General features: G+C 55.3%; 19 protein-coding genes and 1 tRNA gene. 8 read left to right on the top strand and 12 right to left on the bottom strand.

Going from position 1 to position 26,262, the window contains the following annotated elements; genetic code table 11:
- Positions 1–95: 95 nt before the first annotated feature.
- The 6 genes from EDC90_RS18235 to EDC90_RS18210 form a co-directional block, all read right to left on the bottom strand.
- Positions 96–1,091: a KpsF/GutQ family sugar-phosphate isomerase gene (locus EDC90_RS18235; protein ID WP_132313979.1), complete on the bottom strand. Its 996-nt coding sequence runs from the start codon at positions 1,089–1,091 to the stop codon at positions 96–98.
- A gap of 111 nt (positions 1,092–1,202) precedes the next feature.
- Entirely contained in the window at positions 1,203–2,018 is an 816-nt protein-coding gene (locus EDC90_RS18230; protein WP_132313978.1) for an alpha/beta hydrolase, read from the bottom strand.
- A gap of 69 nt (positions 2,019–2,087) precedes the next feature.
- Positions 2,088–2,975 (bottom strand): UTP--glucose-1-phosphate uridylyltransferase GalU, encoded by an 888-nt coding sequence (gene galU / locus EDC90_RS18225; RefSeq protein ID WP_132313977.1) that lies wholly within the window; start codon positions 2,973–2,975, stop codon positions 2,088–2,090.
- Between the two features lie 162 nt (positions 2,976–3,137).
- Positions 3,138–4,592, bottom strand: coding sequence for a glutamate synthase subunit beta (locus tag EDC90_RS18220; RefSeq protein ID WP_132313976.1), 1,455 nt, complete (start codon positions 4,590–4,592; stop codon positions 3,138–3,140).
- Positions 4,593–4,696: 104 nt separating this feature from the next.
- Positions 4,697–9,421, bottom strand: a complete 4,725-nt coding sequence (gltB, locus tag EDC90_RS18215; RefSeq protein ID WP_132313975.1) for a glutamate synthase large subunit — start codon at positions 9,419–9,421, stop codon at positions 4,697–4,699.
- A gap of 52 nt (positions 9,422–9,473) precedes the next feature.
- On the bottom strand, positions 9,474–9,674 hold the full coding sequence (locus tag EDC90_RS18210; RefSeq protein WP_132313974.1) for a hypothetical protein: 201 nt from the start codon (positions 9,672–9,674) through the stop codon (positions 9,474–9,476).
- Between the two features lie 369 nt (positions 9,675–10,043).
- On the opposite strand from EDC90_RS18210, the gene EDC90_RS18205 reads away from it, so the two are divergent.
- The gene (locus EDC90_RS18205) at positions 10,044–11,099 is read left to right on the top strand and encodes a threonine aldolase family protein (RefSeq protein WP_132313973.1); all 1,056 of its coding nucleotides are present in this window, start codon (positions 10,044–10,046) and stop codon (positions 11,097–11,099) included.
- Positions 11,100–11,170: 71 nt separating this feature from the next.
- On the opposite strand, the gene EDC90_RS18200 is transcribed toward EDC90_RS18205, so the two are convergent.
- Entirely contained in the window at positions 11,171–11,662 is a 492-nt protein-coding gene (locus EDC90_RS18200) for an Hsp20 family protein (protein ID WP_132313972.1), read from the bottom strand.
- Positions 11,663–11,718: 56 nt separating this feature from the next.
- On the opposite strand from EDC90_RS18200, the gene EDC90_RS18195 reads away from it, so the two are divergent.
- Positions 11,719–11,901, top strand: a complete 183-nt coding sequence (locus tag EDC90_RS18195; RefSeq protein WP_132313971.1) for a hypothetical protein — start codon at positions 11,719–11,721, stop codon at positions 11,899–11,901.
- A 372-nt stretch (positions 11,902–12,273) separates the two neighbouring features.
- Positions 12,274–13,266 carry an alpha/beta fold hydrolase gene (locus tag EDC90_RS18190; RefSeq protein ID WP_132313970.1) on the top strand — a complete coding sequence of 331 codons (993 nt, stop codon included), beginning with the start codon at positions 12,274–12,276 and terminating at the stop codon, positions 13,264–13,266.
- Here the strand turns inward: EDC90_RS18190 and hisN are convergent.
- Positions 13,208–13,981 (bottom strand): histidinol-phosphatase, encoded by a 774-nt coding sequence (gene hisN / locus EDC90_RS18185; RefSeq protein ID WP_132313969.1) that lies wholly within the window; start codon positions 13,979–13,981, stop codon positions 13,208–13,210. The two genes, EDC90_RS18190 and hisN, sit on opposite strands and share 59 nt — an antisense overlap.
- A gap of 412 nt (positions 13,982–14,393) precedes the next feature.
- A complete protein-coding gene (locus EDC90_RS18180) occupies positions 14,394–15,275 on the bottom strand; it encodes an N-formylglutamate amidohydrolase (protein ID WP_432420018.1) in 882 nt (293 codons plus the stop codon).
- 186 nt (positions 15,276–15,461) lie between these two features.
- Here EDC90_RS18180 and cpdR point away from each other — a divergent pair, with 186 nt between their 5' ends.
- The 4 genes from cpdR to EDC90_RS18160 all read left to right on the top strand — a co-directional run bounded on the left by cpdR (position 15,462) and on the right by EDC90_RS18160 (position 18,070).
- Entirely contained in the window at positions 15,462–15,824 is a 363-nt protein-coding gene (gene cpdR / locus EDC90_RS18175; protein WP_132313968.1) for a cell cycle two-component system response regulator CpdR, read from the top strand.
- A 92-nt stretch (positions 15,825–15,916) separates the two neighbouring features.
- Positions 15,917–15,991: transfer RNA gene (locus EDC90_RS18170), tRNA-Val, on the top strand.
- 158 nt (positions 15,992–16,149) lie between these two features.
- Positions 16,150–17,055, top strand: a complete 906-nt coding sequence (locus tag EDC90_RS18165) for a DMT family transporter (protein ID WP_132313967.1) — start codon at positions 16,150–16,152, stop codon at positions 17,053–17,055.
- A gap of 88 nt (positions 17,056–17,143) precedes the next feature.
- On the top strand, positions 17,144–18,070 hold the full coding sequence (locus EDC90_RS18160) for an ROK family protein (RefSeq protein WP_432420019.1): 927 nt from the start codon (positions 17,144–17,146) through the stop codon (positions 18,068–18,070).
- Positions 18,071–18,085: 15 nt separating this feature from the next.
- On the opposite strand, the gene EDC90_RS18155 is transcribed toward EDC90_RS18160, so the two are convergent.
- The 3 genes from EDC90_RS18155 to bcsN form a co-directional block, all read right to left on the bottom strand.
- Positions 18,086–20,410, bottom strand: a complete 2,325-nt coding sequence (locus tag EDC90_RS18155; RefSeq protein WP_132313966.1) for a cellulose biosynthesis cyclic di-GMP-binding regulatory protein BcsB — start codon at positions 20,408–20,410, stop codon at positions 18,086–18,088.
- Entirely contained in the window at positions 20,410–22,593 is a 2,184-nt protein-coding gene (gene bcsA / locus EDC90_RS18150) for a UDP-forming cellulose synthase catalytic subunit (RefSeq protein WP_132313965.1), read from the bottom strand. Before bcsA ends, EDC90_RS18155 begins: the two co-directional genes overlap by 1 nt.
- 191 nt (positions 22,594–22,784) lie before the next feature.
- On the bottom strand, positions 22,785–23,897 hold the full coding sequence (bcsN, locus tag EDC90_RS18145) for a cellulose biosynthesis protein BcsN (protein WP_132313964.1): 1,113 nt from the start codon (positions 23,895–23,897) through the stop codon (positions 22,785–22,787).
- 347 nt (positions 23,898–24,244) lie between these two features.
- On the opposite strand from bcsN, the gene EDC90_RS18140 reads away from it, so the two are divergent.
- Positions 24,245–26,248 (top strand): cellulose synthase, encoded by a 2,004-nt coding sequence (locus EDC90_RS18140; RefSeq protein WP_132313963.1) that lies wholly within the window; start codon positions 24,245–24,247, stop codon positions 26,246–26,248.
- The last annotated feature ends 14 nt before the right edge of the window (positions 26,249–26,262 follow it).

Genomic DNA, 26,262 nt, shown 5'->3' with positions numbered 1-26,262 from the left:
CTGCGCCTCGGTAAAACGGCTCTTTCGCATAAATCTGCTCCATATAAATGAGCAAACTCTACATCAAAACGCGGGACCATGCGGGGGGCAGGTCACTACGCTGCGCCGATGCGGAGAAAGTCGTGGAAGTGAACGATGCCGACCGGGTGGTTGTCATCGTCAACCACCATCAACGCTGAAATATTGTGCTCATGAATGAGCGCGAGGGCGCCGGAGACGAGCATGCCACCTTTCACTGTTTTGGGTGCCTTCGTCATGATGTCGTCGACCTTCAGCGTGCTCAGATCCTGCGAGAGATTGCGGGCAAGATCACCATCGGTGACGATCCCTGCAAGGCGGCCATTGTCATCCAGAACGCCGACACACCCGAATCGCTTCATCGATAGTTCCATGACGGCTTCGGGCAAGGGCGTGCCAGAGCGCACGAGCGGTAGGGATTGGCCCACATGCATGATATCTGCGACATGGGAGAGAAGCGCTCCGAGTTTGCCGCCCGGATGGTAGATCTTGAAATCGCTCTCTGAGAAGCCTCGGGCTTCCAGCAAGGCAATCGCCAGCGCATCACCCAGAGCAAGTTGCATCGTCGTCGAGGTGGTGGGTGCAAGGCCATGCGGACAGGCCTCCTCCACTTTTGGCAGGATAAGCGCAATATCCGCTTCCCGTGCCAGAGACGAGTTCTTACCCGCCGTCATGGCAATTAACGGAATGGCAAACCGGCGGGTATAGGCCACCAGCGCTGTCAGTTCAGCGCTTTCGCCACTCCAGGAAAGGGCAAGCACCGCATCCTTCTGGCCCACCATCCCCATATCACCGTGGTTGGCCTCCGCCGGATGGACAAAGAAAGAGCGGGTTCCGGTTGAAGCAAAAGTCGCTGCCAGCTTGGTTCCGATGTGCCCGCTTTTGCCGACGCCGGAAATGATGACATGTCCTTCAGTGTTCTGCAGCAGCGCTGTCGCTTTGGCAAACGGGCCGGAAAGCCCGTTTTGAAGCGCCTCACTCAGCGCCTCAAGGCCCCGGCGTTCAAAGGCGAGTGTTCTCAGTGCCGAACTGATGGCTTCGCCGCCTGCATCTTTCATCTTCAGATCAACCATAACGTGGGGTTATCGCCTTTGGAGTTTGCAATCAATATAATTTGTGGCGCGCTCAAGGCTATCATCACCTGTTGCTATAGGCCTGAGCGCTGAGGCTTTCCATAGCATCTTTCAGCTCAACGCCTTTCTGCGCAGCCAGTCTGCAGCAAGATCTGGCCAGGCTGCGTGTGTGCCATGGGTATCGCGTAAAGCAAAGCCGTGTGGTGCGTCTGAAAAGATATGGGCATCAACATCCAGTTCGTTTGCGGCAGCCGATTCAATCAGGCGCAGGGCATGCTGAACCGGAACCGTCCGGTCGTGCAGTGCGTAAGCCATGAAAACCGGCACTTTCGGCATGGCGTGCGGACAGTCTGCAAGGCCAACCGGCCATTTGTCGTAAAAATCCTGTTTCTGAACTGGCGGGTAGTCCGGCTTTCCGGCAGGATATTTATGGTCGCGGTGGTTGGCATTAAGCGGTGCATAGGCAATCAGTGCGCCACGGGCCATCAGCTCATGCTGCTGGCAGGTCATGACGCCGGCCAGATGTCCGCCCGATGACAAGCCGACGTGAAAAAGGGGAAGCGTCTTCTCTGTCGTGTAAAGAAAATCCAGCGCGGCCATCGCATCGCCAAGTGCAATATCAGCCGGGTGGGGCGTTCCATTGCCAGCGTCTGCGCCGGGCAACCGGTGTATCAGAATATGCGCGTCGATCCCCAGCCCGTTCAGCCAGCTGGCGACCTCGGTCCCTTCCTTGTCATAGACGAGCTTCGTATATCCACCGCCAGCAAAAACCAAAGCCTGAGCCCATGCACCATCGGTGTAAAAACTATGCAATTCAGCCCGGTTCACCTGGGGTAGAATTCGCTCCGGCCATTGGCCTTCGAAGATGTTTTCCTGCCCTTCAGACAATGTGGTGATTTCGGGTTGGCGGAGGCCGGGATCGATCATGATGATGCTCCTGAAACAAAAAAGCGACGCCGAAGCGTCGCCTTTATAGCACCTGAAATCTTGAAATGCCTATTTCAAAGAGGCGACCAGTGCCTTCAATTCGTTTTCGACCTTGGGGCGGATGTCTTCGCGCTTCAGCGCGAGGGCCATATTGGCAATGATGAACCCTTCCTTGGAGCCGCAGTCAAAGGTCTGGCCATCAAACTTATAACCGTAGAAATCCTGATTGCGGGCAAGCTTCAGCATCCCGTCAGTCAGCTGAATTTCATCGCCTGCACCGCGTTCCAGCTTTTCCAGAATCGGAAAAATTTCCGGCTGCAGGATATAGCGGCCATTGATGAAATAGTTGGAAGGTGCGGTACCCGGTTCGGGCTTTTCGACCATTTCGGTGATCTTGAAACCGTTTCCGACAGTTTCGCCAACGCCGACGATCCCGTATTTATGGGCCTGTTCCGGATCACATTCCTCAACGGAAACCACGTTGCCGCCTGCGACGTCATAAACTTCCATCATGCCCTTGAGGCAGGGTTTTTCAGCATCCATCACCATATCGGGCAGAATGAGTGCAAAGGGTTCAGGTCCGACAATTTCCCTTGCGCACCAGACAGCGTGCCCAAGACCGTGTGGCTCTTGCTGGCGGGTAAAGGTTGCGGTTCCGGCTTTGGGAAGCATGCCGGTCAGAAGGTCGAGCTGAGCGTTCTTGTTGCGCGCTTTCAGAGTCGCTTCCAGTTCGTACTGAATATCAAAATAGTCTTCGATAACATGCTTGTTGCGGCCCGTTACAAAAACAAAGTGCTCGATCCCGGCTTCAATTGCCTCGTCGACGACATACTGAACGATTGGCTTGTCGACGACCGGAAGCATTTCTTTCGGCACAACCTTAGTTGCCGGGAGAAACCGTGTTCCAAGACCGGCTACAGGCAGAACAGCCTTACGAACCTTTCGAAATTCAGACAAAATAAGCTCCTGTGAAATCCTGTTGACTGGCTGAAAGAGATTTAAACACGTCGGATCATGTCGTGCGAGCAGAAACCTGCACGAACAGCGCCAAAGCGTATATCAATATTTAATAAAAATGGCTCAGGCCCGCAAAAGTTCCGGGCAGGCCTGAGTTGAATATCAACGCGGCAACAGCGTTTCGCCCATCAGGCTTTCGTCGATAGCGCGGGCGGCCTGACGGCCTTCGCGGATTGCCCAGACAACCAGCGACTGGCCGCGCCGGATATCGCCGGCGGTCCAGAGCTTGTCGACCGAGGTCTTGTAATCCTGCTCATTGGCAATAATGTTAACCGAACCGCGGCGGTCGGTGTTGAGCGCAAGCCGCCCCTCAAGTTCGGACAGGATGCCGTCCTTCAAGGGCCCACGAAAGCCGATGGCGATAAAGGCAAGATCAGCCTTGATCACAAACTCTGTGCCGGCAATCGGCTGACGCTTTTCGTCAACATGGCAGCATTTCACACCCGTCAGAATACCGTCTTCGCCGACAAATTCGAGGGTTGCGACCTGAAATTCGCGAACCGCACCTTCAGCCTGTGACGACGAGGTGCGCATTTTCGTGGCCCAGAACGGCCAGACGGAAAGCTTGTCTTCCTTTTCCGGCGGCTGCGGACGAATATCAAGCTGGGTGACTTTTACAGCGCCCTGACGGAAGGCCGTTCCCACGCAGTCAGAGGCGGTATCGCCACCGCCAACAACCACAACATGCTTGCCGCCAGCCAGAATGGGCTCTGACGGCCAGCCGGTTGATTCAATGTTTTCGCGGCCCACACGGCGGTTCTGCTGGACGAGGAAAGGCATGGCATCATAGACACCGTGCAACGCGCCGCCGCCAATGCCGGATGCACGCGGCGTTTCTGAGCCACCGCAATAAAGCACCGCATCATAATCGGCCAAAAGCTGCTCGACCTTCACATCGACACCGACATTGACCCCGCAATGGAACGTCACGCCTTCGCCGCTCATCTGTTCGACACGGCGGTCGATGAAGTTCTTTTCCATCTTAAAGTCGGGAATGCCATAACGCAGAAGACCGCCAGGCTTTGATTCACGCTCATAAAGGTCAACATCGTGGCCCGCACGGCCAAGCTGCTGGGCAGCGGCCATGCCTGCCGGTCCCGAGCCGATAACCGCAACACGCTTGCCGGTTTTTGTCGTCGCCGGTTGTGGCACGATGAAGCCCAGTTCGTATGCCTTGTCGGCGATGGCCTGCTCAACCGTTTTGATCGAGACAGGGATATCTTCCAGGTTCAGCGTGCAGGCTTCCTCGCATGGCGCGGGACAGACGCGACCTGTAAATTCCGGGAAGTTGTTGGTCGAGTGCAGATTCGCAATCGCTTCCTTCCAGTTGCCGTTATAAACCAGATCATTCCAGTCCGGGATCTGGTTATGGACCGGACAGCCTGTCGGCCCATGGCAATAAGGAATGCCGCAATCCATGCAGCGTGCTGCCTGCTTCTGTACTTCCGGGTCTGACATCGGGATGGTGAATTCGCGGAAGTGACGAACGCGGTCGGAGGCTGGCTGATACTTCGCCACCTGCCGATCGATTTCCAAAAACCCTGTAACCTTGCCCATTTCATTATCCTGACTGCTTCAAGCTCATATTTCGCGCCTCAGGCGCGCGCAAGAAAGCGTCCCGCGCAACAGTGCCGGGACGCCGACAGTTAACTTTTTGCCGCTTATTCCGCAGCCACACCCATACGCATACGCTCCATTTCCTCAAGCGCGCGACGATACTCAACCGGCATGACCTTGCGGAACTTAGGCCGATAACTGGCCCAGTCATCAAGGATCATCTTGGCGCGGCTCGAACCGGTATAAAGCAGATGATTGTTGATAAGCCGCACAAGACGCTCTTCATCATGCCTGGTCATATCGCCTGAAACGTCGACACGGCCCTTATGCATGAGGTCACCACCATGATGGTGGAGCTTTTCGAGCATATCATCTTCTTCCGGTACCGGCTCCAGCATGACCATGGCCATGTTGCAACGATCGGCAAAGCTGTCATCCTCATCAAGAACGTAAGCCACGCCGCCGGACATGCCCGCTGCGAAGTTCCGGCCCGTTTCGCCAAGAACGACAACGACACCACCAGTCATATATTCGCAGCCGTGATCGCCAACGCCTTCGACAACGGCAATGGCACCGGAGTTTCTGACGCCAAAGCGCTCACCGGCGATACCGCGGAAATAGCATTCACCAGCGGTCGCGCCATAAAGCACGGTGTTGCCCACAATGATCGAATCTTCCGGCACAATCGGAGAATTCTCCGGCGGACGAATGATGATCTTGCCGCCGGAAAGCCCCTTGCCGACATAATCGTTGCCATCACCGATCAAATCGAAGGTAACGCCATTGGCGAGGAATGCACCGAAGGACTGTCCGGCTGTGCCTTTCAGCGTGACCGAAATCGTGTCTTCCTTCAGACCTTTCTCGTTCCAGCGCTTCGCAACTTCACCTGAAAGCATGGCACCAGCGGAGCGGTCGACGTTCTTGATGTCGACTTCGAAAGCAACCTTTTCCTTCTTTTCCAGCGCAGGCATGGCTTTTTCTATCAGCTTGCGGTCCAGAATGTCATCGATCGGATGCTTTTGACGCTCGGTCCAGAATGTCGCCTCCTTCGGCGCGGGGACCTTGTGGAAGATCTTCGAGAAATCGAGGCCCCTGGATTTCCAATGCGCAATCGCTTCGTCCTTGTCGAGGAGTTCGACCGAGCCAATGACATCATTGAGCTTTGTGAAGCCGAGCTCTGCCAGCATTTCACGAATTTCTTCTGCAACGAAGAAGAAGTAGTTGACGACGTGCTCCGGCAGGCCCTTGAAACGCTTGCGCAAGACCGGGTCCTGCGTGGCCACGCCAACCGGGCAGGTGTTCAGGTGGCATTTACGCATCATGATACACCCGGCTGCGATCAACGGAGCCGTGGAAAAGCCGAATTCATCGGCACCCAGCATGGCACCGACGAGTACGTCGCGGCCGGTTTTCAATCCGCCATCGACCTGCAACGCAATACGCGAGCGAAGCCCGTTCAGAACCAGTGTCTGCTGGGTTTCGGCAAGACCGATTTCCCAGGGGCTGCCCGCATGTTTCAGCGAGGTCAGGGGCGAAGCGCCGGTTCCACCGTCGAAGCCGGAAATGGTGATGTGGTCGGCGCGCGCCTTGGCAACGCCTGCTGCCACCGTGCCGACACCCACTTCTGACACCAGCTTGACCGAAACATCGGCCGCCGGATTGACGTTCTTCAGGTCGTAGATCAGCTGGGCCAGATCCTCGATCGAGTAGATGTCATGATGCGGCGGCGGCGAAATCAGACCAACGCCCGGCGTTGAGTGGCGGGTCTTGGCAATCGTTGCGTCAACCTTGTGGCCGGGCAGCTGACCGCCTTCACCCGGCTTGGCTCCCTGAGCAACCTTGATCTGCAGGAGATCTGCATTCACCAGATATTCCGTGGTCACACCGAAGCGGCCCGACGCAATCTGTTTGATCGCCGAACGTTCCTTCGGGTAGGAACCATCCGGCAGCTTGAGGTAGCGGTCGGATTCTTCGCCGCCTTCACCGGTATTGGATTTGCCGCCAATCTGGTTCATGGCAATCGCGAGTGTGGTGTGCGCTTCACGCGAGATTGAACCGAACGACATGGCACCGGTTGAGAAGCGCTTTACGATCTCGGACGCCGGTTCGACTTCCTCCAGCGGCACCGGCTTGCGTCCGATTTCCTCGGCATTCCTGATCCGGAACAGGCCACGGATCGTGTTCATCCGGAGCGCCGTGTCATTTTCCATTTCGGCGAATGCATCATAGCGATCACGCGCATTGCCGCGCACTGCATGCTGCAGTTCGGCAATCGCATTAGGCGTCCATGCATGGGCTTCACCGCGGATGCGATAGGCATACTCGCCGCCAATATCGAGTGTCGAGGCCAGAACCGGATCCTTGCCGAAGGCTGCATGATGGCGGGAAACCGTTTCTTCTGCGACCTCCTGAGGGCCGACACCTTCGATCATCGAGGCCGTTCCGAAGAAGAAACGCTCAACGAATTCCGAGGACAGGCCAACGGCATCAAAGATCTGGGCGCCGCAATAGGACTGATAGGTCGAAATGCCCATTTTGGACATCACCTTCAGCATGCCCTTGCCGATCGCCTTGATGTATCGATAGATCACTTCGCCAGAGTCAACTTCTTCAGGGAAGAAGCCTTTGGTGTGCATATCCGCCAGTGTATCAAAGGCGAGATACGGATTGATGGCTTCCGCACCATAGCCTGCAAGACAGCAGAAGTGATGAATTTCACGGGGTTCACCGGATTCGACAACCAGGCCGACCGAAGTTCTCAGCCCCTTGCGGATCAGATGATGATGCACGGCTGCCGTTGCCAGAAGAGCGGGAATTGCGATCCGGTCCGGGCCGATCTGCCGGTCAGACAGAATGATGATGTTATACCCGCCCTTAACGGCTGCTTCTGCACGTTCGCAGAGGCGGTCGATCATGGACGACATGCCTTCGACGCCTTCCTCTGCGTCATAGGTGATGTCGAGCGTCTTCGTGTCGAAGCGATCCTCGGTATGGCCAATGGACCGGATTTTCTCCAGATCGGCATTGGTCAGGATCGGCTGGCGTACCTCCAGCCGCTTTTCGCGTGATGCGCCTTCATGGTCGAGCAGGTTCGGCCGCGGACCAATAAAGGAGACGAGGCTCATCACCAATTCTTCGCGGATCGGGTCGATCGGTGGATTCGTGACCTGCGCAAAGTTCTGCTTGAAGTAGGTATAGAGCAGCTTGGCTTTGTCGGACATGGCCGAAATCGGTGTATCGGTGCCCATGGAACCGATGGCTTCCTGACCGGTGGTTGCCATTGGCGACATCAGAATTTTGGTGTCTTCATTCGTATAACCAAAAGCCTGCTGACGGTCGAGCAGCGATACGTCACGGCGCAACGCCCGTGGCTCAACCGGATTTAGCTCTTCAAGGATCAGCTGGGTGCGTTTCAGCCACTCCTGGTAGGGGTGCATGCCCGCCAGCTTCGATTTGATTTCATCATCGGAAACAATCCGGCCCTTGTCCATGTCGATCAGGAGCATGCGACCGGGCTGCAGGCGCCATTTGGTCTTGATATTTTCTTCGGCAACCGGCAGCACACCAGCTTCAGATGCCATGATGATGCGGTCGTCCTTGGTGATGAGGTAGCGTGCCGGGCGCAGTCCGTTACGGTCCAGCGTGGCGCCGATCTGACGGCCATCTGTAAAGGCAACTGCGGCCGGGCCGTCCCACGGCTCCATCAGGGCTGCATGATACTCATAAAACGCCTTGGTATCAGGCCCCATCGACTGGTTGCCTTCCCAGGCTTCCGGGATCAGCATCATCACGGCATGGGCCATTGAGTAACCGCCCTGAACCAGGAATTCCAGTGCGTTGTCGAAGCAGGCCGTATCGGACTGACCTTCATAGGAAATCGGCCACAGCTTGGAGATATCGTCTCCGAAAAGCGGTGAGGAGACAGACGCCTGCCGCGCCGCCATCCAGTTTACGTTGCCGCGCAGCGTGTTGATCTCACCGTTATGGGCGACCATCCGGTAAGGGTGCGACAATTTCCATGACGGAAACGTATTGGTCGAGAAACGCTGGTGCACCAGGGCAACCGCCGATTCAAAGCGCGGATCGGCGAGGTCTTTATAGTAAAGGCCAACCTGGTAGGCCAGGAACATGCCTTTATAAACAATGGTCGAGGACGACAGCGAAACGACGTAAAAGTCTTCAACAAGGCCGCCTTCTTCGGCATAAATGGTGTTGGAGATCACTTTACGCAGGATAAACAGTCGGCGCTCGAAATCAGCCTGGGTATCGGCGCGCTTGCCCGCGCCAATGAAGACCTGAAGATGATAAGGTTCTGTGGCTGCAATATCCGGCGCTTTGGACAGCGATTCATTGTCCACCGGCACTTCGCGGAAACCAATGAAATTCTGACCTTCGTCGGCAATGACCTTCTGAATGATCTCTTTATAATGGGCAATCCGCTTTTCATCGCGCGGCATGAAGAAGTAGCCGACGGCATATTCGCCGACTTTTGGCAGAACGATGCCCTCCTTCGCCATTTCCTCGCGGAAGAAGCGGTCAGGAATCTGCATCAGAATGCCGGCACCATCACCCATCAGCGGGTCTGCGCCTACGGCTCCGCGATGCGTGAGGTTTTCGAGAATGAACAGTCCGTCCTTGACGATCTGGTGCGATTTCTCGCCCTTCATATGTGCAACGAAGCCGACGCCGCAGGCATCGTGCTCGTTTTTCGGATCGTAAAGGCCCTGACGTTTGTTTCGACGGCCTTCTGCAGCTGTTTTGGCGGCAGCTTTCACGTCCATTTCCGTGAGAGGGGCACCATGAAGCGCTGATGGCGTCATCTTCGTCATTCAAGTTCTCCTTAAAGCGCCTGCGTCATTCCCAGCAGGCGAAGCCGGATCTTCAGGTCATCGGTTGAAATTCCGCGCAACCCAAATCATCGTCACTGTTCAAGTCCATCGAAGCCGGGAGTTTTTCCAGTTGGAAAACCGCGCCGGTCTCTGTTCTGCCTGATTTGCCTTGGCAGGCCGGATGGGTTCCGGTAGCGACCTTCGGCACCTCTGACGGAAAATAGCATTGCTGCGGCCCTTCGGTCAAAAGCAACAAACTTTCCGGCAACCCAGACAGAAAAATAGGACAGCAAAACTGTCCTATTTACCTCTCTATGCCAGAAACGGTAAACACAGGCAAGTGAATTCATATACGGATTGCCGCAAATATGTGCAATAATTACGTTTGTTGAGCATTAACGGAAAGAATATTTCTTCGTTATGCTGTTTTTCGAAAGACCTGAAAGAAAAAGCCTTTTTTGAGGCATATTCCACGCCATAATCGACGAACATTGCAACGAAATGACTCTTGAGCGGATTGCGGGCTGATTATCTGAAATCAGTGAAGGCCTCTTTACAACAAGATGGTGCACCCGCGATATTCCCTCGGCACATTTCTTCTCTTTTCCCGAGGTTTTCGAAAATGTTTTTTGCCTCCGATAACTGGTCCGGCGCGCATCCTGCAATCGGCGAAGCGCTGATACGTGAACAAACCGGATATGCCGCAGCCTACGGGACCAGCGCGCTTGATCGGCGGATCGAGCAGCGTTTCAACGAAATCTTCGAGCGTGAAGTTGCCGTTTATTTCGTTGGAACCGGTACGGCGGCCAACTCGCTTGGTCTGTCGGCTTTCGGAAAACCCGGCGGCGTGGTTTTCTGTCACGCGGAGGCGCATATCGCAAATGATGAGGGCGGAGCGCCGGAATTCTTCGCTTCGGGCGGCAGACTTGCAAAGGTCGCTGGCCCGCATGGAAAAATGATCGCGCAGAATCTGGAAGATATGATTGCACGCTATCCGGCTTCATTCATCCATGCCGGACAACCTGCTGCGGTTTCGCTTACGCAGTCAACAGAGATTGGCACGGTTTATGGGCTGGACGAAATTGATGCATTGACTGCTGTTGCTCGCAGGCACGGCCTGCCTGTCCATATGGACGGGGCCCGTTTTGCCAATGCGCTGGCCGCACTTGATGTCTCTCCTGCTGAGATGACGTGGAAGCGTGGCGTTGATCTGGTGTCTTTCGGCGGAACGAAAAATGGCTGCTGGTGCGCCGAGGCCATTGTCTTCATGAATCCGGATCAGGCGAAAGATATGCCATATATCCGCAAGCGGGCTGCCCATCTGTTTTCAAAAACACGCTTCATTGCCGCGCAGTTCGACGGCTATCTGACGGATAACCTCTGGCTGGATCTGGCACGCCACGCCAACCGGATGGCCGACCGGCTACGCGCAGCCTTTCGCATATCCAATCGCGCTCGTCTGGCCTGGGAAACCCAGTCAAATGAGGTCTTCATTATCCTGCCCAAAGCATCGGCCGGTGCCGCGCGGGCTGCAGGCGCCAATTTTTATGACTGGCTGGTTCCGGTTGATCAGCCCGGCCTCGTGCAGCCGGATGAGGTTCTGGCGCGCTGCGTGACAAGCTTTGCCACGCGCGAAGAAGAGATCGACCAGTTTGTTTCTTTTTTAGGCGAGAAGTAAAATGAAGAACGGCGTTCCTTTGTTTAAGGAACGCCGTCCGGCTATTATGGGGTTCCAGGGAGGCTGACCCTTCAGGCCGGCGTCATTTCTCCGGCCTTGCGTGTGTCGGCGGAAATCGTCCTGGCGGTATCTCCGGACCGTGATTCAATCTCAATCCGGCGTGGTTTCATCGCCTCGGGAATATTCCGCAGCAACTCGACGTGCAATAAGCCGTTTTTCAGTGTCGCGCCGCGCACTTCCATATGATCGGCCAGCTGGAAACGGCGTTCAAACGCGCGTTTGGCAATGCCGCGATAGAGATATTCACGGCCTTCTTCGTCGTCCTGATCGGCCTTCTCACCCTTCACGGTCAGCACATTGGCATGCGCTTCAATCGAAAGCTCATCTTCGCTGAAGCCTGCGACAGCCATCGAGATCCGGTAATCATTTTCACCGGTGCGTTCGATGTTGTAGGGCGGATAGGACGGGGCCTGTTCCGGCTGACCTACCGTGTCGAGGAGATTGAAAAGTCGGTCAAAACCGACTGTGGAGCGGTAAAGGGGCGAAAAATCAACGTTACGCATGGTGTCCTCCATCTGAGCGACTTGTTTTGCGAAAACGTCGCCGAAAATCCCATGAAATGGCGAGTCCGGCAGACGGTTCCAGACCCATCATCGGCGTCTGGACAGCATTGATTTGGGTTGCCGATTTTGGCTTTTCAAGAGGTGAATATAACGGCGTTGCAATCATCCGGCTTGAACTTCTAGGTGGAATCGAATTACACTTAAAAGAGCATTTTATTTTTGCTATAACCAGAGCGTGAGATGGCACTAATTTACTGGAATGCAAAATGACCCGGACTTTTCTGTGCCGTGTCAGGCTTTGAACCGGAGTTCCAATTGCCTGCCAATGCCTTGGCGAGGGCGCTCAGTTTATGAACGCCGTATGAATGTAGCATTGAACCTCTGTTCAGGGAGATTGAGGCATTAAGCTTTTGCCGGGAACTACGGCGCACCCGTCCCGGCGCCATTAGCGCTCTTGACCCAGCGTTGGTGGTACACTTGGCCGGAATTTCTCCGCTTTTACCCCTGTTCAAGCAGAGAAATTCCGGTTCTTTTTATTCGCCCGACCAGCTTGCAAAGCATGCGCCTGCGACTATTCTTCCCCGAAGAAATGATCCGGCATGGGATAGGTTATGGCAGACGGGTTAGCGCTTTCCGCTTCGGCGTCATTTTCCGGCAAATTCAGCGCTGGCTTTATGAAAACGCATGATGGGTTGCGTCTTCGCTATGCGTTGTTTGAACCCGAGGCCGGGCTGTGGCGCGGTACGGTCGTTGCGGTGCAGGGGCGGTCTGAGTTCATCGAGAAGTATTCCGAAATTGTAGGTGAGCTGAATGAAGCTGGCTTTGCTGTCGCGACACTGGATCTGCGCGGGCAGGGGGCCTCGGACCGTGTTTCTGAGGACCCTTATGCCGGTCATGTTGAAGCGTTTTCGGACTTCACTTCAGATGTCAGTCAGTTTGTTGATGCGCTGGTAAGGCCGAAGTTAAAGGGGCCATATTTTCTGATGGGGCATTCACTGGGCGGGCTGATTGCGCTTTCGCTTGCCGCTTCCGGGAAGAGCCACTTCGACGGGCTGCTGCTGCTGGCGCCTTTTGTTGCACTTCATCGGCGTCAATTGCCCGAGCCACTGATTCGGTTGCTTGCCTCGTCTTTGAGCGTCCTTGGTCTTTCGCGGCGTCCGGCGTTGCCGTATCGGCCGCCATCATCTTTCGAAGATCAGTTTCTCACATCCGATCGGCAGCGCTATGAGCGCAATCTGTTGCTGGCAAAAGACGATCCGCCATATCTGCTTGGTACGCCAACATTCGGGTGGTTGCGCGCATGCCTTAATGAAACAGCGCGCCTGCGCAAGCCTTTGAGTCTCAAACAGGTGAAAATGCCTGTCCTGCTGATTGCGCCGGGGCACGATGTGCTTGTTCCTTTCAGTGAACAGGTCGCGACCGGATGTCGGTTGAATGCGCGGATTCTGGCGCTTTCAGGTGCCGGCCACGACATTCTTCAGGAGCGCGACGAGATGCGCGATCGGGCCGTTGCGGCAATCCTCATGTTTCTTGATGCGCAGGCGCTTAACCATTCAGAATGCGCAGCGCCGCGGCGTGAAGGTCCGGTGTCGCAGCGGCAATAATGTCACCACCCTGTTCCGGCCGGCCCCCGTTCCAGTTGGTAATGATGCCGCCAGCCTGCTCAATCAGTGGAATAAGAGCTGCGATGTCATAGGGCTGAAGGCCGCTTTCAACAGCAATATCCGCATGACCTGCGGCAACAAGACTGAATGCATAGCAATCAGCGCCATAGCGGGCGAGTTTCACACGGGATTCAAGTTGATCATAGCGCTTCAGAGCGCCGCCCTCTATGATCCGGGGTGAGGTTGTGAACATGATTGCATTTTCAAGCTTTTCACACGCGCTTGTTTTCAGCGTCTGTTCGCCTTCAGGGCGGAAAAGCCGCGTTGTTTTCCCGTCAGCGATATAACGCTCTTTGGTGAAAGGCTGATCCATGACACCCATTACGGCCCGGCCACGTTCGTAAAGGCCGATCAGTGTGCCCCATAGTGGTACACCCGCGATGAAGGAGCGTGTTCCGTCAATAGGATCGATGACCCAGACATATTTGCGGTCAAGGCCGCTGCTGCCATGCTCTTCCCCGAGAATGCCGTGATCAGGAAAGCGGCTTTCAATCATGTCCCGGATTGCAGCTTCGGCTGCGCGATCACCTTTGGTGACCGGGTCGAAATCGTGTGAAAGCTTGTTATCAACGGCTACGGATGAACGGAAACGCGGCAGTGTTTCTTTTGCGGCTGTATCGGCAAGCTGATGCAGGAACGTGATATCTGGAAGCATTTTATGTCCTGACTGGAAGGCGGCGGATGATTGGCGGAAAACGTCCCACGTGCAACGGGCTGATTGCAAGACTAGCCTCAGCCCACCGGGTTGGTTCGCTGTCAGGCGCTTTATGCTGCTCCATCGATTTGTTCAAGCCAAAGCGGTGCTTGTTTGGTCAGCAAAGCTAAAGGTTAAACAACCAGCATTCGATTAAAAAATAGTCAGAGTGATGTGCTGCGTATTTTTGAGGCATTTCCGCTTGACAGCAATAGTATGTCACGATAGTGTAAACATACAGTCTTTCGACTGTGAATACCCTCCTTGGGTGTTTCCTCCCTAGACTTCAGCCGCGCCGAGAGCGCGGTTTTTTTTATCTTTGCAGTTGAGTGGAATCCGATCCTTTCCTTCTTTCAGGCGTTGTGCTCGCAGCTTATTCTGCGGCAAGCGCCGTTGCTTCCATAATGTCGTCCAGGCTGTCGGCCAGTTCTGCAATAAAGAGAGTCAGTGCCTGCTTGAGTCCGATGAATTCCGGTTTCTTGGAAAGGTTTTCTTCATCGGCGTATAGGCGCCGTGACACCTCAATCTGAAGAGCATGGCAGCCGTTTGCGGGGCGTCCATAGTGCTCGGTGATGAAGCCCCCTGCATAGGGTTTGTTATAGGCGGTGGAAAAGCCCATGCCTTCCAGTATTGAAATGGCAGCGAAAGCCAGTGCGCCCGAGGCGCTGGTGCCATAGCGGTCACCGATGATAAAGTCCGGCTTGCGGCGCGCCGCGCCTGCACCCACGCCATCCGGCATTGAGTGGCAGTCGATCAGAACCGCATGGCCAAATCTGCGGCGGGTTTCGTGCATCAGGCGCTTGAGGCTCTGGTGATAAGGTCTGTAAATCTTCTCAATCCGCGCCATTCCCTCCTCAACATCGACGGGCGAATCGTAAATTTCCATGTTCTCCGCGACAATTTTCGGGATCGTGCCCAGTCCGCCAGCAACACGGATTGATGTGAAGTTGATGTGCGCTGGCAATGGGCCGTTGAACATGCGCGGGTCTAGCTCATAGGGCTCCCGGTTTACATCCAGAAAGGCACGTGGAAAAAAAGCTCTTTGAAGGGGCGCGCCGAAAGCCGGTGCAGCGCTGAAAAGTTCATCGACAAAAAGATCTTCAGACCGTCTGATTTCCTGGGCATTGAGGCGCACGGACTGCAAAAAACGATCAGGATAAACCCGGCCCGAATGGGGCGAATTGAACACCAGCGGCAGCGTTTGCTGCTCGGGTGCAATCACCTCAAAAAACATCGGATCGTCTTCTTCAGTCAAAGTTGCCTCATCGGTCTGCTCGGTTAATCTGTCTGAACCGGATAACTAGGTTAATGCTCTGTGCTGAAACTGCCAAGCCGAAAGCGGCTGATTGTTCTGCTGTTTAATCTCTTCATTGCTTGTTTACCCGCAGCGGTCTATCAGATCGGTTAAGGAAATCCCCACTTTCCGGAAATGGTTGATGCAATGGTACTGAAAATCCTTCTGGCTGAAGATGACGATGATATGCGCCGCTTCCTGGTGAAGGCGCTGGAGAAGGCTGGCTATCAGGTGGCCGCTTTTGATAACGGCGCCAGCGCCTATGACCGGCTGCGCGAAGAGCCGTTCTCACTGCTTCTGACAGATATCGTCATGCCCGAGATGGATGGCATTGAGCTGGCGCGCCGGGCGACAGAACTTGATCCTGATCTGAAGGTGATTTTTATCACGGGCTTTGCTGCGGTGGCGTTGAATGCCGATTCGCAGGCACCTAAAGATGCAAAAGTGCTTTCCAAGCCGTTTCACCTGCGGGATCTGGTGGACGAGGTGGAAAAAGTTCTGGCTGTTTAAGTCATTTTCATCAGAAAACCGGCCCCCGACAAAAAACCTTCAAAAACCAGTTGACGCCACTGCCAAAGTTTGGAATACACCGCGCCACGGATGGGCGTGTAGCTCAGCGGGAGAGCACTACGTTGACATCGTAGGGGTCACAAGTTCGATCCTTGTCACGCCCACCATCCGTTCCCCTTTTCAAAGATATTGGTTTGGGTATGAACCTGACGGATGTCAGCCGTCATGTCGATTTTCTTTGGTAAATGCTTGCGCACCTAAAGCTTAGGCGTATTGTGTTGGTGTCCGGCGGCCTCGCCATTTACTCTTGTCCCGATAAAATCTCATGTCTTCCTACGCCACGCCCGGCTCCGGAACCTTAGCGCGGGACGCGCGCAAAGGGATTTTCTGGCTGCTGACCAATCTGGTTCTGACCGCTTGCATGACCTCTCTGGTCAAACTGAACTCTGAAAGCTTCCCGGCGATCCAGATTGTCTTTGTTCGTGCCGTGACGGGACTGATTCTCACCCTTCCGCTGATTTGGCGCGCGCGCCATCAGGTCATTCATGTGCGTCATCCGAAACTGAATTTGGCGCGCGTTCTGACCGGAGGCTGCGGGTTGTCTTTGAACTTCGTCGCGCTTTCCATGCTGCCGTTGGTAACGGTTCAGGCGATCAACTTCACCAGTCCGCTTCTGGTCATGGCGCTTGCTATGCTGTTTCTCAATGAAAAAGTGTCAGGCATCCGCTGGACTGGGGCTCTGATCGCGTTTGGCGGCATCATGGTGCTTGTCGGACCTGAAGCTCTGACGGCAAATCCCGGTGTTCTGGCCGGATTTGCCGCGGTTCTGTTCGCCTCGTCTTCAACGATCCAGACGCGTATGTTGCAGGATGAAAATACCCTGACCATGTTGACGTTTTACACTGTCGGGCTTGTTGTCTTTACTGGTATTCCTGCTTTCTTCGTCTGGCAGCCTGTTGCGCTCAATCAGTGGCCGCTGTTGCTGGCGGTCGGCCTTTTTGCTCAATGTGGACAGTTTACATGGTTGCGGGCTTATCAAAGCACAGATGCCAGCATTCTGGCGCCCTTCAGTTATCTTTCCGTTCTTCTTGCGGCCGTTGCCGGTTTCATCTTCTTTCAGGAAGTGCCGGGCCTTCGCGTTTACATCAGCATCACGATCATTCTGACTGCATTGCAGGGAACCGCCTGGCTGGAAGCCCGCCGGCGGGCGCGGTTGCGTGGCAGGAACTAAAGCTATGATGTTTGCGACGATGATGTGTGTTTGCCGGATAAAGGGGCTATGATAACAAGAGGCAGGAATTGCATAATACAGGGCACGGATTTTGCGGATACTCAGTTTTGATATCGGGGGAACGAATATACGTGCCGCGTCTGCCGATGTTGGCGGGCAGACCGGCCCTGTGGGGCGGCTGGGAACCCCGGCCTCAGATCACAAAGCTTTTTTCAACTGCCTGATTGATAGGATTGCGCAAGAGCCAAATCCGCCGGAAGCCATTGCCATTTCGATCGCCGGTGTCGTCAATCCGCGAAATGGCACCATGATTGCCGCGAATATTCCCGCAATTCATGGTACGAATTTTGCCGAAGACCTGCAGCAACAAGTCGAGCTTCCCGTTTATGTGAGCAATGATGCAGACTGTTTTGCCGTGGCTGAAGCGAATCTGGGTGCGGGGCGTGGCCATGATATTGTATTCGGCATCATTCTGGGAACTGGGGTTGGCGGCGGCCTTGCGGTGCATGGTGGCCTGATCAATCGCAATGGCGGCTATGCCGGAGAATGGGGGCATGGGCCCGTTTCACCGCGGATAGCGGGAGATCCACCGGTTGCGCTTCCGTCAATCCCGTGCGGTTGCGGGCTTTCAGGTTGCCTTGATACTGTTGTCGGCGGGCGTGGGCTGGAGCGTCTTCACGAACACCTTCATCAGGAGGTGAGGCAGGCGCCAGATATCATAAACGGCTGGCGCTCGAAGGAGCGCAGCGCGTGCCGCACCATGGAAATCTATCTTGATGTCATTTCCGGGCCGCTGGCCATGGCTGTCAATCTCACCGGAGCCACAGTCGTTCCGGCCGGTGGCGGACTTGCCAGTGCGCATGATCTCCTGGTTGAGATTGATCGGGCTGTCCGTCCGCTGACGCTTGCGAATCCGGATCATCCGCTTGTTGTCCCAGCTGCAAGTGGCCCGGAGCCCGGACTTTCCGGAGCCGCGTTGATTGCGGCCCAGGCGATGGCTCAAGCGTCATGTTGAGCCGGTTTTCTGTTATCAGTCTTCGTATCGTCCGAAGAGTTTCAGCATACCCTTGGTCGCAAGACCAAGCAGTATCGTGACGACAACCAGCGCCAGCGAAAATGACATCGTGTTGGTCGAAAACCAGTTTGTAATCACAAGCCGCATATTCCGGATCGAAAAGGGTGTATCAAAAATAAATGTGGTCGAGCCCATTGGCACATTGTCGATGACCCCGGTGTTTCGATTATAGGTTGTAATCCGGCCCTGGATGGCATTCCAGTGCTGTCGCTTCATCAGAGCCGTCATGCCGAGATCAAGATTCTCGTGCGTCGGTGCGGTAATCAGCGTCCATGCGCCATCATCGTTCGGACTGGGTTCTTGTGCAATGAGCATCGAGATCGAGTTGGGCGGCAGATAATCCTCGTCCGGGCGTGGCAGGAAGCGCAAGGTGTCAAATGACAGGTCATAATTGCGCTTCAGGTATTTTTCGACCTCGAAGATCCAGTTGTACCAGCCCGCGGTGACCGCCTGATCCCACTCTTCTATCGTCGTTTCCGGCGCCTGGTCCAGATTGGGATCACCGCCGACCTGCTGGGTCCAGATACTGCGGCTGGTTTCCGAAATCTTGGTTGTTCTGAGAACCTGTGCGGGAACCTGACCGACGCTGCCAATAAAAATCGCATCGCCCGGTCCGACGTCGTCCATTGAGTGCACAACATCAATCGGAATTTGCTGGCGTGCGGCGTTGGCAAGTTTGGCGGTGAAGTCTGAAGCAGTCGCCAGTGTATTCTCATTCAAGCTGTCAATGAACAGGGGAAGAGGGGCATCGCCACGCGCATAGGGGAAGGCTGTGCCGCTCGTTGCCCAGAGATCCGGTACTTGTGCAACACGCCCGAAATTCGGCATCACAAATTCTGAGGAGTCAAACAGCGCGAAACGTGCCGTCGTGTCAGAGGTCGCACCGGGCAGGCACTCGGCATCGGATTTCGTCAGAAGAGCAGCTTCCAGCACGATCTTGTTTACGCCGGGTTTTAAGTGCCGCATGGTGAAAGTGATCGGCGTGCGCCGCAGCACGGCGCCATTGACGGTGCTGATCGGCCAGGTAGATGCAAGCTGGTCATTGACGAAGACATGAAGGCGGCTGCCCGGCAGAACCTGCGGCGAGTATGCTGCATCAAGCATGATCTTCGCTTCGCCATAGGCGTTGGCATAAAAATCTGCAGGAAGTCCGATTGCAAACTCGGCGCGGAAAACACGTCCGGAAAATTCCTGCGAGGGAATTCCGAGCTGTTCAAAGGTCAGTGTTCTTCTGCCGGTCAGAAGCTGGGTATCCTGTGAACGCCATGAATGCGTGGAGTAAGCCTCCTGCTTGACCGAAGCTGTCTGGGCAGCAGGTCGCGTCAGACTGTCGATCAGAGGGCCGATCCGCTGCCAGGACGGCGCCATCAGCACGAGCACGCTCTTGCCGGATTGATTTGTCGATATGAAGCGCGCCGTCTGTGTCGTGCCGATGTCCGGAAGTGCACTGCCCAGAAGTGGCTGCAGCTCGGCGGGCGTGCCGACATAGACCGGCAATACGCCGGAAGCGAACTTGGCCGGCGCTGACTTGGAATAGGTGAACATCGTGTTCGGCATGTCAGCGAGAAGCGCCAGCCCCTGTGACAGTTCCAGCAGCGGATCGGCGGTGATCTGCTGGTTCAGTGCTGGCGCAACGATATGGAACCGGGTTCGCCCCTCATCATCGACACCGACGGCCCGCAGATCATCGAGACGTGACAGCATGGCTGCATTCGGATCGCTGAAAAGAAGGAAGGTGCGTTCCTGATCGATATCCGTCCAGAGGTCATAAATCGACTCCAGGCCGCAATCTGTACGGTGACGTTGTTCGAAGTCGAACGAAACGAGGTTGTAACCGGGTTTCAGGACGCCCTCGGGCACCTGATAGCGCAGGTCAGCCGGTCTTTCTGAGGCAGAAAGCTCCGGTACGGCCACTTTCACGTTGTTGATCGAGATTGTGAAATTCGAAAATTCCGGCGCGATGAAAATCGAGTTCTGGAACGCGACATTCAGTCTGGCGGGTGAATTTGCCTGCTCTTCTGTCAGATAGACAGACCAGGACCGGTCAACATTTTCTCCTTCGATGCGCATCTCATCGGCAGGTATGATGTAGCGGAAAAAGGGGAGGGTTTCCTCTGCCGGCTGAGACGGGGCCGAAGGCTGCCGAGGCTGGCTTGCCGGTGGCTGCTTTGGTCCCGTTCCATCATTGCCCATATCAAAAGGAACCGTTGTCGGAACCTGAGCATTGGCCAAAAAAGACGTTGCCAACAGAGCGATGAGTGCAAGCAGTATCCGCGCCATCAGTTTTTGCCTTTCACGGAAGCACCGCCGGTGTTCGGCTGATATTTACCGATGAAATAGCTCATGCCGCGTCCCATCTGTTGGATCGACATCTTTATGAACCAGAAGGTGCCGCCAAGTGTGCCGGGGTCATTCTTGCGCGAAAGCAGAAGCTGCTGCCAGCGTTCAGAATTGGCAAACATGAGATCGGAAATGACAGTGTGATGCAGGCTGTTCGTCGGTGCATATCGGCAGCCGACCATGGCCAGCTCACCCAGCGAACGGGCGTGACGGATGGTAATTGGCACTTCGCCGGGATCGCCACCGCGGTCCGGTTCCACACGCAGTCGTGCGGTGGTGCCGGGACGCAGCTTGTCGAGATCGCGGACCTGAACCTGAAGACCGGCGCCATCCGTCGAGACATCCTCAATCGTTCCGCGATAAATGCTGTCGTCGATCACGAGTTCACAGCGCCGCGACATCTTGATACGCCGCGCTTTCTGGCGTTCCCCGGCCTCGGAAACCACACCAAGCGCCGCCGCAGTCAGGAACAGGTTCAGGAAGTTCCAGCCACCCACAACCCAGGTAACGCCAGCCAGATAGGGCTCGGTGTAAATCCGATAGGCCATCATGAACTGTGCTGCCATGAAGATGAAGAAGATGATGAAGAATGGACGGCTGATTTCGGAAAGCCGGCTGTGTTCAATCGATTCGTCTTTGGCGGTCACCTTGAAGGAAGGCTTTTTCGGGTTGATGATCGCTGAAACCACGGCAGGAAGCAGGTGTATGGTCTGAACATATTCATAGAGTTCGGAGATCCATGGCCAGCGAAACTGCCCAAACAGATAGTTTTGGGTCAGTAAGTTCACGATCAGATAAGACATCGTGTAGGCAAGGAACTCGCCACCGGAGGCATCGAAAATCTGCAGGCCGAAGAACAGGTAGCAAAGTGGCGCAATCATGAACGAGGCGCGGGCAAACGGGAACAGCCAGAACAGGTTCGACGACATATAGCAGAGGCGCTGCGGAATGGAGAGACCTTTCAGCAGGAGCGGGAATTTGAAACGCAGGATCTGCATCATGCCCTGACCCCAGCGGCTGCGCTGGCCGATAAAACTTGAGAATGTAGCCGGCTGGAGACCTGCGATCAGCGGACGGTCGACATAAATGCTATTCCAGCCGTTCGAATGCAGCTCAACGGCCGTTTCGCAATCTTCTGTAATACTGACACCGGAGAAGCCGTTCACCGAGTTCAATGCCTTACGCCTAAGAACGGCAGCCGAGCCACAGAAGAAGGAGGCATTCCATTTATCAAGGCCACGCTGGATAATGCCATAGAACATTTCGTTCTCACTCGGCATCAGTTCGTAAGTACGAAGGTTGCGTTCCAGCGGATCCGGATTGATGAAGAAATGCGGTGTTTGCACTAGAAACAGCTTTTCATCTTCCAAGAAGTAGCCAACGGTTTCCTGCAGAAAATCGTTGGTTGGCGCGTGGTCCGCATCGAAGACCACAATCAGATCGCCGGTGGTGTACTGAAGCGCATGATTCATGTTCCCGGCTTTGGCATGCTCGTTTCGCGGGCGGGTAATATAGCCGACGCCAAGTTCTGCGCAAAGCTGCCGCAGTTCGCGATAGCGGGTTTGTGCCAGGCTTGCCTCAACGAGGTTTTTGGAGTTTCGTTTCTGCTCCGTTCCACCGTCATCCAACAGATAGACCTTCAGCTTTTCGGAAGGGTAGTCCATCGCCTTGGCGGCGGCCAGAGTGTTCGCCAGAAGGTCGGCGTCTTCATTATAGGATGGCACGTAAACGTCCACATAAGGCAGATCGCCTTCCAGCTTCCCCCAGCGGGGGCGCACCGGCAGTGGCAGTGCAACCACGAACAGGCTGAGGGACAGCATGCAGACTGAAAACATTTCGGCGAGGTAGATCATCAGTCCCGGAATGAAATTCTGAAGCTCTGTGATGGGCGGTATTGTGCTTGTCGTGCGCCAGAAAACATAGCGCAGAACAATCGAGGTCCCGAATGCCAGCGCAATCAGCCGCCAGTTGCCCTCCGCATGCATTTGCTTGAGCACCATCATCACCGCAACGGCCACAACGCTTACAACAATCTGTGTTCTAAGGTCGATCGGAAGCGTCACCAGGCCGATTACCAGAATGGATGCGATGATCCAGAATACGACGGTTGCCGCCTTACGCATTGGGCTACACTCTTCCTATGGGGTCGCTTTTTCCATCATATCTTACGGAGCGAAAACTAAAAAACTCTCTAATACCGCAGACTTTTTCTGGTAGTTTGCGATTATGCATAATCGCTCATCAAACACCAAATCAGGCTGATTATCGCCGAAGGCTCGGTATTTTGGTATTCTCGTTGGTCTTTGCTCAGGGCTTATTCACAGGTCACAGTGGTTGAACCCGGCAAAAGCCGGCATGGTGGTGCGGGTATGGACCTGCTGCCTGAGGCCGCAGCGTTTCCGGTCGGGGTTGTATTGGCTGATGTCTGACGCCCCGGGGCCGGTATGCTTCTTGCCGGTGGCGCAGTGCTGGCGGGCGGTGCGACAGAAGAAGGCCCCGTCGGTGGCGCCATTGAAGACTGCGCAGCGGTCGGCCCGACTGGCAGCTGCATTGCTGTTGTCGGCAGGTCCACGACTTCGAGATTGACCATATCCGAAGACGTGCTTGATGATGTCTGAGAGGTCGTCGCGCGGCGTTGAGGCGCTGGTGCGGAGGCCCCGCCGCCGCCAAGAATGTTCGTTGTGTTGCTGATCTTTTCCGGACGATCGTCATGCGCACGGGTTGCATAAGTCGGCGCACCCGATTTGCCGAGCAGCGGCGGCGGTGCGTTTGGCTCGCCGTAGGGGTTCCAGCCGTAAGCCTCAATAGCAGCGTTGATTGTGTATCCGTACATGATGCCGAGAAGATCATCCTCAGAGGCGCCGGATTCACAAAAACGGACACGGATCTGGATTGTACCGGTCTGGCCGAAAGCGGCAAGGCCGCCGCGATCCGGTCGGATCTGCTGCCAGCCATACATGCAAAGATCACTTCCGCGGCCTTCGCCAAAGGCATAGCCGAAAGGCCCGTAATTGTTCTGAACGTAGTAAGGTGAAAGCTTCATGGCAACGCCTGGAATTTCAGCACGCATCTCTTCCGCGACATCCCGGTCAGTCACAGAACTGTAGCTCAGGCGCTCGCCATTCATCGGTGAATAGTTTCGTGTACCGAAGAATGTGGCATTGATATAATTCTGTCCCGGCGTTCTGGCTTTGGTGGCCAGCAGGATCCGCTGGTCAATCGCGTTTGAATATTGGTGCTCCAGAACCGACACAATTGCCGGGCCACCGGGCGGTGGCATGACAACGGCCTCTTCGGGCATCAGGTTTCTCACCGAGGAGCCATAGGGCATGAGGTCGCCCGCGCAACCTGACAACACGCCTGCAAGTGCGACCGCCATAAAGGTCAGCCGTCCGATCCTGGAGGAGTTGTTTGTCTTACGGTTCATTGCGGGTCACACTCTGGTTTCATGCGGCACAGCGGTTCTGCCGCGCATATCCACTGAATGTGTTTTTTCATCTTTTGGTAAATAAAGGGCTAACAAACGCTCTGTGCGCTTTTGGGGGTGTCTGAACATTGCTGCCACGAGGGCCAAAACCAAAGAGTTGTCTCGACCTTTAGGCTTTCTTAACGACAATATGAGTTTTTAGAACCGAGTTTTAGTGTTTATCGGTCACAAGTCTTTCAGGCTGAACGTGCGTAGGGAAAGGTTATGGACCGGAAACACGGGTTGAGCAGGTATCGTTCTGCCGGGTTGAATGCGGCAGTCAATAATTGGACCGGAGTACCGACGCCATGAAACTGGCATATTTTGCACTGACTGCGGCAGCGATTGCTATGATTGGTGCGGTTGGTATTCACGGGACGGGGCGCAATAAAGATCAGCCCCTGTCCTTGCAGCAGGATACCGGTGACTTCCAGACAGCCTATGACAGGATTGTGGAACGCGATCCTGCTGAACAGATGCGTCCTGTGTCAAGCGACGGTTTTTCTTCTGTACCGGAGGCGCAGGCACAACAAACCTCCCCGAACCTCAGAAATCTTTCGGAAGTCAGTCCGACGCAGTCCGGTAACGATAACAATGCAGCACCTGCCGAGGCTGATCGCGCCCCTAATCAGCCTGATGAGCCAAGTCTGAAGGTTGATGAAAGCGCCCTGCGCTATTTTGCGCAACAGGGCGACCTTGAACGTTTGCAGGCAGAGATTTCTCGGCTTCGCTCACTTTATCCGAACTGGACGCCACCGGCCAATCCGCTTGCGGTTGAAGATGGTGAAGACGATCAGATGAACGCCATGTGGCAGGCCTATGCGCAGGGTGATTACGCTAAAGTTAACGAGATGATCCGACAGCGGCAACAGGAAGAGCCGGACTGGACGCCACCGGCAGATCTTCTGGATCGGCTCAATCTCGCCGAAACGCGGCAAAAGCTATTGAAAGCAGCCGACGCCGGAAACTATCAGCAGGTCATCGACCTTGCATCTCAGGCACCGGGACTTCTGACCTGTTCGGAAATCAATATTCTCTGGCAGGTTGGTGAAGCCTTCGCCAAAACCGAAAAACTGTCTCGCGCTGTCGATGCATATAGCTATATCCTCAAAAACTGTGACAAGCCGGAAGAGCGTTTTGCCACCATGCAGAAGGCGATGCAGCTTCTGCCCTTCAGCGATGTGAAAACGCTGCTGACCTACGAGCGGACGGATGATGCCGGTGGTCCGGAGTTTCAGGAAATCCGCGATGAACTGTTGCGCAAACGCTTCGCCGAAGCCGGTGCCGACGAGAGCATCACGGTCGCCCCGGAAGACCTCGATCACATGGAAACGCTGGCCAATACGAGCGGTGACCCTGACGACGCTGAGTTGCTGGCCTGGTACTTTCTTCAGCGTGGCAGCGATGCTGCAGCCGAGGAATGGTTCCGGAAAGCCAATGCAGAAGGCGGCAGCGCGACAACGGCGCAGGGGCTTGCCCTGATCCTGATCGGTCAGGACCGCGCCAGCGAAGCCGAGAATATCATGTATCCATGGCGAAATGACTCCGATCAGGCGATGGACACATATCTGAATGCTGTTGTGAATATGCTGGGCCGTATCCCGCGTGAAGAATATTCCGACGAGGTGCTCAAACGCATGTCGGAGGTCGTTTCTGAAACCAAAAGCACGACGGCAGCCCAGCAGTTCGGCTGGTATTCGAATGATATGGGGCAGCCACTGGCGGGCCTGCAGTGGTTTGAAGCGTCGCTGTCATGGGAGCCATGGGACGAGCCCGCAGCCTATGGCGTTACGATGATGCTGAACCGGCTGAACTATCGTCCGGGCGTCTATCAGATGCAGAAAATCTGGGCTCCCTATTCTGAGCGGATCGCGTGGCTTTATGATCCCAATGCACCAGTGGCGACGCTGGATGACCTGAAAGCCACTGTTTTCCAGTTGACGACGGTCAAGCAGAACAACGGCACAAGCCGAACGGTTGCTGTACCGATCTCTGAAATCGACCTGGCAACCGGCGTCGAGACACCTCTTGGCGGTGCGATGCAAAGCACCGGCGCGCCAGCGCCTTCCGATGGAGCTGGCAATATGCCGGGTGTATCGCTGACAGCGCCGCTTTACGCGCCGGGATCGAACCCGCCGCCTGAAGCAGCCGGTGAAGAAGGCGAACCTCAGACGGTCAACTACGTGCCTGAATACTACCGCTATTACTATGGTCAGACTGGCTCCGATGATTGCGGCACGACAATCAAGATGAGATTCCGCGACAATCTGGGTGAGACGTTGCGTCGTTCGTGTGTCGGAGGGAGGGCGTAGCCCGACTTGAGGCA

This window comes from Martelella mediterranea, assembly GCF_004342225.1.
GTDB lineage: Bacteria > Pseudomonadota > Alphaproteobacteria > Rhizobiales > Rhizobiaceae > Martelella > Martelella mediterranea_B.
Note: the sequence above shows the minus strand (reverse complement) of the source record. Positions and strands in the feature narration are given on the sequence as shown.

What these genes read in the sequence shown, in the direction of transcription:
- EDC90_RS18235 (WP_132313979.1), bottom strand. Translation starts at nt 1,091, where the DNA reads ATGGTTGATCTGAAGATGAAAGATGCAGGCGGCGAAGCCATCAGTTCG.
- EDC90_RS18230 (WP_132313978.1), bottom strand. Translation starts at nt 2,018, where the DNA reads ATGATCGATCCCGGCCTCCGCCAACCCGAAATCACCACATTGTCTGAA.
- EDC90_RS18220 (WP_132313976.1), bottom strand. Translation starts at nt 4,592, where the DNA reads ATGGGCAAGGTTACAGGGTTTTTGGAAATCGATCGGCAGGTGGCGAAG.
- gltB (WP_132313975.1), bottom strand. Translation starts at nt 9,421, where the DNA reads ATGACGAAGATGACGCCATCAGCGCTTCATGGTGCCCCTCTCACGGAA.
- EDC90_RS18205 (WP_132313973.1), top strand. Translation starts at nt 10,044, where the DNA reads ATGTTTTTTGCCTCCGATAACTGGTCCGGCGCGCATCCTGCAATCGGC.
- EDC90_RS18200 (WP_132313972.1), bottom strand. Translation starts at nt 11,662, where the DNA reads ATGCGTAACGTTGATTTTTCGCCCCTTTACCGCTCCACAGTCGGTTTT.
- EDC90_RS18195 (WP_132313971.1), top strand. Translation starts at nt 11,719, where the DNA reads ATGGCGAGTCCGGCAGACGGTTCCAGACCCATCATCGGCGTCTGGACA.
- EDC90_RS18190 (WP_132313970.1), top strand. Translation starts at nt 12,274, where the DNA reads ATGGCAGACGGGTTAGCGCTTTCCGCTTCGGCGTCATTTTCCGGCAAA.
- hisN (WP_132313969.1), bottom strand. Translation starts at nt 13,981, where the DNA reads ATGCTTCCAGATATCACGTTCCTGCATCAGCTTGCCGATACAGCCGCA.
- cpdR (WP_132313968.1), top strand. Translation starts at nt 15,462, where the DNA reads ATGGTACTGAAAATCCTTCTGGCTGAAGATGACGATGATATGCGCCGC.
- EDC90_RS18165 (WP_132313967.1), top strand. Translation starts at nt 16,150, where the DNA reads ATGTCTTCCTACGCCACGCCCGGCTCCGGAACCTTAGCGCGGGACGCG.
- EDC90_RS18155 (WP_132313966.1), bottom strand. Translation starts at nt 20,410, where the DNA reads ATGGCGCGGATACTGCTTGCACTCATCGCTCTGTTGGCAACGTCTTTT.
- bcsA (WP_132313965.1), bottom strand. Translation starts at nt 22,593, where the DNA reads ATGCGTAAGGCGGCAACCGTCGTATTCTGGATCATCGCATCCATTCTG.
- bcsN (WP_132313964.1), bottom strand. Translation starts at nt 23,897, where the DNA reads ATGAACCGTAAGACAAACAACTCCTCCAGGATCGGACGGCTGACCTTT.
- EDC90_RS18140 (WP_132313963.1), top strand. Translation starts at nt 24,245, where the DNA reads ATGAAACTGGCATATTTTGCACTGACTGCGGCAGCGATTGCTATGATT.